This window comes from Curtobacterium sp. P97 (assembly GCF_023712445.1).
Taxonomy (GTDB): Bacteria; Actinomycetota; Actinomycetes; order Actinomycetales; family Microbacteriaceae; genus Curtobacterium.
Genome location: NZ_JAMAYF010000192.1, coordinates 1 through 410, shown reverse-complemented (window position 1 = coordinate 410; position 410 = coordinate 1). Strand labels below are relative to the sequence as shown.

Annotated in this window: 1 protein-coding gene; it reads left to right on the top strand. The window is 73.9% G+C overall.

Translation table 11 applies throughout. The annotated features are described in order from the left end of the window. On the top strand, positions 1-410 hold a 410-nt coding region (locus M3677_RS17605; RefSeq protein WP_251161226.1), incomplete at both ends, for an aldehyde dehydrogenase family protein.

The following is a 410-nucleotide window of genomic DNA, read 5'->3' as shown; positions in this document are numbered from 1 at the left end:
CTGCTGCGCGGCTCGGCGTCGGCGTACCGCACCAACGTCGTCCTGGTGCAGGTGCTCGCCGAGGCCGCGGCCAAGGCCGGGCTGCCGGCCGACAGCGTGCAGCTGCTGCCCGCCGAGCGGGCCAGCGTCGGCGAGCTGCTCAACGCCCGCGGGCTCGTGGACGTCGTCATCCCGCGCGGGGGCGCCGAGCTCATCCAGCGCGTGGTGCGCGACTCGACAGTGCCGGTGATCGAGACCGGGGTGGGCAACTGCCACGTGTACGTCGACGCCTCCGCCCAGGCCGACATGGCCGAGGCCATCGTGCTCAACGCCAAGACCCACCGGGTCAGCGTCTGCAACTCCGCCGAGACCCTCCTGGTGCACCGCGACTCGCCGCTGCTGGGCCGGCTGCTCACCGCGCTGGTCGACGC